Source organism: Streptomyces sp. CAU 1734 (assembly GCF_039888735.1).
Lineage (GTDB): Bacteria > Actinomycetota > Actinomycetes > Streptomycetales > Streptomycetaceae > Streptomyces.
Genome location: NZ_JBDQQP010000020.1, coordinates 138,913 through 145,863, shown reverse-complemented (window position 1 = coordinate 145,863; position 6,951 = coordinate 138,913). Strand labels below are relative to the sequence as shown.

The 6,951-nt window shown below is 73.1% G+C and carries 7 protein-coding genes; 1 reads left to right on the top strand and 6 read right to left on the bottom strand.

Going from position 1 to position 6,951, the window contains the following annotated elements; translation table 11 throughout:
• Positions 1–381: 381 nt before the first annotated feature.
• From AAFN69_RS30825 to AAFN69_RS30810, 4 genes are all read right to left on the bottom strand, one after another.
• Positions 382–1,146, bottom strand: a complete 765-nt coding sequence (locus tag AAFN69_RS30825) for a class F sortase (protein ID WP_347732170.1) — start codon at positions 1,144–1,146, stop codon at positions 382–384.
• Between the two features lies 1 nt (position 1,147).
• The gene (locus AAFN69_RS30820; protein WP_347732169.1) at positions 1,148–1,873 is read right to left on the bottom strand and encodes a hypothetical protein; all 726 of its coding nucleotides are present in this window, start codon (positions 1,871–1,873) and stop codon (positions 1,148–1,150) included.
• Between the two features lie 148 nt (positions 1,874–2,021).
• A complete protein-coding gene (locus AAFN69_RS30815; protein WP_347732168.1) occupies positions 2,022–2,801 on the bottom strand; it encodes an HAD-IIA family hydrolase in 780 nt (259 codons plus the stop codon).
• Between the two features lie 156 nt (positions 2,802–2,957).
• Positions 2,958–3,701, bottom strand: coding sequence for a hypothetical protein (locus AAFN69_RS30810; RefSeq protein WP_347732167.1), 744 nt, complete (start codon positions 3,699–3,701; stop codon positions 2,958–2,960).
• A gap of 363 nt (positions 3,702–4,064) precedes the next feature.
• On the opposite strand from AAFN69_RS30810, the gene AAFN69_RS30805 reads away from it, so the two are divergent.
• Positions 4,065–5,171: a Gfo/Idh/MocA family oxidoreductase gene (locus AAFN69_RS30805; protein WP_347732166.1), complete on the top strand. Its 1,107-nt coding sequence runs from the start codon at positions 4,065–4,067 to the stop codon at positions 5,169–5,171.
• 21 nt (positions 5,172–5,192) lie between these two features.
• Here the strand turns inward: AAFN69_RS30805 and AAFN69_RS30800 are convergent, their stop codons facing one another.
• A complete protein-coding gene (locus tag AAFN69_RS30800) occupies positions 5,193–6,053 on the bottom strand; it encodes a fumarylacetoacetate hydrolase family protein (RefSeq protein ID WP_347732165.1) in 861 nt (286 codons plus the stop codon).
• 118 nt (positions 6,054–6,171) lie between these two features.
• Complete coding sequence (gene yidC, locus AAFN69_RS30795) at positions 6,172–6,909, bottom strand: membrane protein insertase YidC (protein ID WP_347732164.1); 738 nt, start codon at positions 6,907–6,909, stop codon at positions 6,172–6,174.
• Between the last annotated feature and the right edge of the window lie 42 nt (positions 6,910–6,951).

Sequence of the window (6,951 nt, the reverse complement as noted above, 5' to 3'; positions counted from 1 at the left end):
ACGGGCATTACGGTGGGACACGAAGACCTCCGTGTGCAGTGCAGCTTAGACACCTTCACCACACCGGAGGTCTTCGTCATGATCAAGACCCAACCAGCGTCAACAACGCTCGTGGTCAATACAGCTAGGTAGTTTCTTTCGGATCAGGCTGGATCAGGGAGTGGGGGCACCTCCCACGCCCTTCGGGCGTAGGGGGAGGGTCTGGTGCCGTGGATCGCAAGGCGGAGGATTGAGCCACTGCGGTGGGGGCACGCCCCCTGGCTTCGCCGGAGGGACCCCCACCCATGCCCGCAGGGCATAGGGGGCCATTGGTGATTGACGACAACGCGGCGAGGCGCGGTGCCAGGGCACGCGAGCCCAGCAAGATCCGAAAGAGACGGCCTAGGAACCCCTCGCCGCCTGGTGCCCGGTCAGATACGCGGAGACGACCACATTGGCGCTGTAACTGCCGGTCGCCCGGTCGAAGGTGCCGCCACAGGTGATCAGCCGCAGCTCGGCCCGCCCGGCGCGGCGCGGCCCGTAGACCTCGCGCGGGTCGAACCGCTCCCGGGTGAAGACCCGGACGTCGTCGATGGTGAACTCGGCGACCGAGCCGTCGGCCCGGGTCACCCGGATCTCGGCGCCGGGGCGGGCCGCGCTCAGTCCGTAGAAGACGGCGCGGTCGGTCTCCGTGTCCACATGGCCGACCAGCAGGGACGGGCCGGCCGCGCCCGGCCGCGTACCGCCGCCGTACCAGCCGACCGTGCCCGGGGAGGCGTACGGCGGCGGGTCGACCGCCCCGGTGGCGTCCAGCCCGCGCGGGACGACGGGCGCGGCGACGCCTATGGACGGGACCTCGATCCGGTGCGGCCGGGAGGGGGCGACGGGGTGGTGGGCGGGCGGCAGCGGCACTCCGAGCGGGCGGCCGACGGCGGCGACATCGCCGGTGGTGGGGGCGGAGCTGCCGCCGGGACCGCCCGCGACCTCACGCCCCCAGACCCAGAGCCCGAGCAGGAGTACGGCCCAGGCGACCCCGGTGAGGAGCCGTCCGCCGCCGGGGGGCCGGGTGCTCCGCCCTGTCTCTCCGGCCGCTCGGGTTTCCCCGGTGCTTCCCGCTTCCTCCGCGCGTCCCGCGTCTCCGGCCGGCGGGTGGTCGGTGCCGGACATCTCAGTCGGAGCCGGGCCGGCGGCGGCGTGAGCTGCGCACGGCGACGGCGACGGCGGCGACCCCGGCCAGCACCAGGCCGATGACGGTGTGCGGGGTGCCGGGACCGGCGCTCTCCGCGCTCCGGCCGTCGCCGGAATCGGAGTGGGCGTCGGATTGCGGCCGGCCGGCCGGCGCGTGGGCCAGGGGCGCCGTACCGCCGCCGCCGGCCCGTACGGGGGCGACGGGGGTCGGTTCGCCGCCGTCCCGGCGGGCGGGCTGGTCCTTGGCGATCCGGATGGTGCCGGAGGCGCGGTGGTCGTGGCCGTCGCAGCGGACGGTGATGTCGTAGGTGCCGGGGCCGACCCGCGATTTCAGGGTGGTGGTGCCGATGAGCACCCGGTCGCCGCTGTCGCCGCCGGCGTCACGGCCGTCTCGTCCGTCACGTCCGGAGCCGGAACGTTCATCCGCCGAGCCGTCCGCGCGCTCCCGGCCGCCCTGCCCGGCCAGGTCCGCGTCCGCGTCGAACGCCTTGGATCTCGCCGTACCCCTGCCGCCGGCACACCCCTGCACCCGGACCTCGGCCTCGTCGCCGGGGCGGGCGTCGGCCGGATAGGCGGTGACGGTCACGGAGTCATGGGCCGGCACCGCACCGGCCGCCGGTGCGAGGACCAGCACGGCGGGCGCGGTGGCGGTGGCGAGCAGGGTCGCCATTCGGGCGGTACGGAGAGCGATCGGCCTTGGACGCATGGTGAACCTCCTGATACCGAAAGGTTCACGCGCGGGGCGCCTTCCCGCATCCGCAGAACGGGCCGGCCCCCGCCCTTCCGCTCCCGTCGGCGTGTTTCCACAGCCGTCGGAGTGACGGGGACGGGGGCCGGCCGGAGCCCGGCGGAGGTCAGATCCGCTCGACGAGATCGGCGATGGAGTCGACGACGCTGGACGGCCGGAACGGATAGCGGTCCATGTCGGTGGAGGTGGTCACCCCGGTCAGTACGAGGAAGGTCTCCATCCCCGCCTCCAGACCGGCCAGTACATCCGTGTCCATCCGGTCGCCGATCATGGCGCTGGTCTCGGAGTGCGCGCCGATGGCGTTCAGCCCGGTGCGCATCATCAGCGGGTTCGGCTTGCCCGCGAAGTACGGGTCCTTGCCGGTGGCCTTGGTGATGAGCGCGGCGACCGAACCGGCGGCGGGCAGCGGCCCCTCCGTGGAGGGACCGGTCTCGTCGGGGTTGGTGCAGATGAACCGCGCGCCGCCGTTGATCAGCCGGATCGCCTTGGTCAGCGCCTCGAAGCTGTAGGTACGGGTCTCGCCGAGCACCACATAGTCGGGCGAGTGGTCGGTGAGGACATAGCCGATGTCGTGCAGGGCGGTGGTGAGACCGGCCTCGCCGATGACATACGCCGTGCCGCCGGGCCGCTGGTCGTCCAGGAACTGCGCGGTGGCGAGCGCGGAGGTCCAGATGTTCTCCACCGGCACGTGCAGACCCATGCGGTCGAGCCGTGCATGCAGGTCGCGGGCGGTGTAGATGGAGTTGTTGGTCAGCACGAGGAAGGGCTTGCCGGTCTCCCGGAGCCTGCTGAGGAAGGCATCGGCACCCGGGATCGGCACACCTTCATGGATGAGGACACCGTCCATATCGGTGAGCCAGGATTCGATCGGCTTGCGCTCTGCCATCAAGGGGACTCCTGCCATGCGGCGGCGTGCGGGACGCGGTGAGCTGGACGCCGGAGGCACGGCTCTGTGTCACCCCGACACCAATAGCCTAATGGCGTATCGCCTGCACCGTTTGTGGTGCGGTGTTCGGTTCGCCTCCGAGGAGACGGCGGCGGTTCAGCGGCCGGGCGGACGCAGCCTCCGGGAGACCAGGAAGAGGGCGCCGGCACCGAGCAGTACGGTGCCGAGGGCGGCGCCGAGCCGGGGCAGTGAGGCGGTGCCGGTGGTGGCGAGTTCGTCCCGGCCGTCCGGCGTCCCGGTGCCGCCGTCCGCCCCGCCGCCCCCGTCTCCGGGGACGGTGAAGCGGTGTTCGCCGGATGCGCCGACCCAGTCGCCGTCGCCGCCGCGCCGCTGGACGATCGCGGCGTTGACGGTCACCTCGTTCGCCGGGGTCCCCTCGGCGAGCGCGACCCGCACCCGTACGGTCACGGTCGCCCGGCCCCGTACGGTGACACCGCTCGTCCCCCGCTCGCGCACATCGTCCAGAACCACCACCACCTCGTCCTCGCTGGTGGTCTCCGGTTCGGTGGGCCGCCAGCGGGCGGCGGTGCCGTCGTGGAACTCCACCGCGAGGTTCGCGGGGGTCAGACCGCTGTCCCGGGGCGCGAAGACGATCACGGGGTGGATATTGCGGCAGACGCGGTCCGTGGTGTTGGTGAGCTCCACCGACCACTCGGCGAAACCGGCGCCCGGACGGTGGACGGAGGGGACGCCGAGGATCCGGGTGTCGATGGGGAAATCCTTGCCGGAGAGAGTGCCGCAGCGGGGCTGCCGGCTGTCGTCGGCGGCGAGGGCGGGCAGCGGGAGAAGGGCGGCGGTGGCTGCGATGACGCCGGTGGCGAGGGCATTGCGCAGTCGCATGGAGGGGGTGGCCTTTGCTGCTCGTGCGGGACAACCGGTGTGATGACCCTTCCCCGCCGGGGCCCGTCGTCCCGGCGCCGCGCCGGGCGGGCCCCGAACAGCCGCGCAATCCCGCCCCATCAGCGTATTTCCGGCCCGGCCGGGGTGCGGACGGCGGCCACCGCGTGCCGGTGCCTCCGGGCCGCGTTCCCCGGGACGGTTCCGGGCCGTACCCGCCGGGGCTTCCGGGCCGTACCCGCCGGGACGATTCCGCACCGCGCTCGCCGGGACGATTCCGCACCGCGCTCGCCGGGACGGTTCCGTGCCGTGCCCGCCGGGGCTTCCGGGCCGCGCTCCCCCGGGCGGTGCGAGACCATGGCGGACATGAGCGCTGACAGGGAAGCGGGCCCGGGCGGACAGACCCCCCTGCGGGTGGGACTGATCGGGTACGGCGTCGCGGGCTCCGTCTTCCACGCCCCGCTGATCGCCGCCACCGAGGGGCTCGTGCTCGACACCGTCGTCACGGCGAACCCGGAGCGCCGGGAGCGGGCCGCGGCCGAATTCCCGGGGGCCCGGTTCGCCGCCGATCCGGCGGAGCTGTGGGACCACCCGGCCGGTATCGATCTGGTGGTGATCGCCTCCCCGAACAAGACCCATGTCCCGCTCGCCATGGCCGCGCTGCGGGCCGGCCGCGCGGTGGTCGTGGACAAGCCGCTCGCGGCGACGGCCGCCGAGGCCAGGTCCCTGGGCGCGTTCGCCGATGACCGCGGGCTCTTTCTCTCGGTCTTCCAGAACCGCCGCTGGGACAGTGACTTCCGCACCCTCACCCGGGTGATCGCCGAGGGCGAGCTGGGCCGGATCCAGCGCTTCGAGTCGCGGTTCGAGCGGTGGCGGCCCCAGCTGAAGGGCGGCTGGCGGGAATCCGGCGACCCGCAGGAGATCGGCGGGCTGCTGTACGACCTCGGCAGCCATCTGGTGGACCAGGCGCTGACCCTCTTCGGCCCGGTGACCCGGGTGTACGCGGAGGCGGATGTGCGCCGTCCGGGCGCGGAGGCCGACGACGACACCTTCATCGCGCTGACGCATGCGAACAGTGTCCGCTCCCATCTCTCCATGAGCTCAGCGGCGGCCCAGCTCGGCCCCCGGTTCCGGGTGCTCGGCAGCAGCGCCGGATATGTGAAGTACGGGCTGGATCCGCAGGAGGCGGCGCTGCGGGAGGGCCGCCGCCCGGGGGATCCGGAGGTGGAGTGGGGGGTGGAGGAGGAGTCCTTCTGGGGCCGGCTCGGCTCCGGGGAGTCACCGCTGACGGGCGGCGGGCGGCCGGTCGAGACGGTGCCGGGGGACTATCCGGCGTACTACGCGGCGGTGGCCCGGTCCCTGCGCGACGGCTCTCCCCCGCCGGTCACGGCGGAGGAGGCGGCCCGGGCGCTGGACGTCCTGGAGGCGGCGCGCCGCTCGGCCCGCGAGGGCGTCACGGTCGCGCCGGCCTGACCCCTCGCCCCCGTACCGCTCTCAGGCGTCTCTGAGCTCCTGCCGCTGGCGTCCCAGCCCGGTGACGGAGAGTTCCACCACGTCCCCGGCGCGCAGAAACGGCTGGGGATCGGGCCGGCCGAGGGCGACGCCCGCCGGGGTGCCGGTGTTGATGACATCGCCCGGGTGGAGCGTCATGAAGCGGCTGACGTACCGGACGATCTCGCGCACCGGGAAGATCTGGCCGGCGGTGGTGCCGTCCTGCTTCAGCTCTCCGTTGACCCGCAGGGTGAGCCGGAGCGCCTGCGGGTCGGGGATCTCGTCCGCGGTGACCAGCCAGGGCCCGAGCGGGTTGAAGGTCTCGCAGTTCTTGCCCTTGTCCCAGGTGCCGCCGCGTTCGAGCTGGAATTCGCGCTCGGAGACATCGTGCGAGACCGCGTACCCCGCGACATACTCCAGCGGGTCCTCGTCGTCGGTGAGATAGCGGGCGGTGCGTCCGACGACCACGGCCAGCTCGACCTCCCAGTCGGTCTTCCGGCTGCCTCTCGGCACCAGGACGGTGTCATAGGGGCCGACCACCGTGTCGGCGGCCTTGAGGAAGACCACCGGCTCGGCGGGCGGGGCGGCACCCGTCTCGGCGGCGTGGTCGTGGTAGTTCAGCCCGATGCAGACGATCTTCCCGATCCGGGCCACGGGCGGCCCCACCCGTACCCCGTCGGCGGAGAGCACGGGCAGGTCACCGGCCGCGGCGGCGGTACGGATCCGGCGCAGCGCGGTGGCGTCGGCGAGGAGCTTCCCGTCGATGTCCGCGATCAGTCCGGAGAGATCGCGCAGGGTCGTCCCGTCCCGGTCGAGCAGGACGGGACGCTCCCGGCCCACCGGTCCGACGCGCAGCAGCTTCATGATCGGTCTCCCTGATCGCATCCGGCCGTCCGGCCCTCCCTCTCCCGCGACTCCGGGACGCCGGGCGGCCGGTCCGATGCTCCAGCAGACGGCGATCACCGCGCAAGGCCGCTCCGGGTCAGAGCGGGTTGGCGAGCGCCCCGGCCGCGGGCATGTCGCGGTAGAGGAAAAAACGTTCGGCGGCCGACCAGGCGGTGCTGGTGACGATGTAGAGCGCGGCGGCGAGCGGCACCACGGCCACGGTGATCAGGGTGCCGAAGGAGAGCAGCGGCAGGAACTTGGTCATCGCCGCCATCCCGGGCGGGCCGGCGGCGGGCAGCGGGTTGGCGGCGAGCCGGCTCCGGGTCATCCGGTAGGTGAAGACGGCGACGGCGGTGACGATCGCGAAGAGTACGAGATAGACCTGCCCGGCCCCGCCGAACACCCCTCCGTCGCCCAGGACGTCGGTCCAGCGCCCGCCGAGCGGGGCGGCGAACAGGGTGTGGGCGAGCAGCTCATTGGGCTCGCCGCCGATGCCGGAGCTGGAGAAGAGGTGATACATCAGGAAGAAGGCGGGCAGCTGGAACAGGCTCGGGAGGCAGCCGGAGAAGGGGGACGTCTTCTCCCTGGCGTACAGCTCCATCAGCGCCTTCCGCATCCGCTCAGGGTTCTTGGCGTGCTTCTCGCGGACGGCCGCGACCTGGGGCGCGAGCCGGGCGCCGGCCTTCTGGCCGCGGGCGGCGGCGCGGGAGAGCGGATGGATGGCGAGGCGCACCAGCGCGGTGAAGGCGATGATCGCGGCGGCCGTGGCGGAGGTCGCGAAGAACGGCTGGAGCAGATCGGCCAACCGCTCGACCAGTGTGGCGAAAACGGACATGGGTGAGCCCTCCGGGGGTCTCGTCGTGCCGGGAGATGAAGC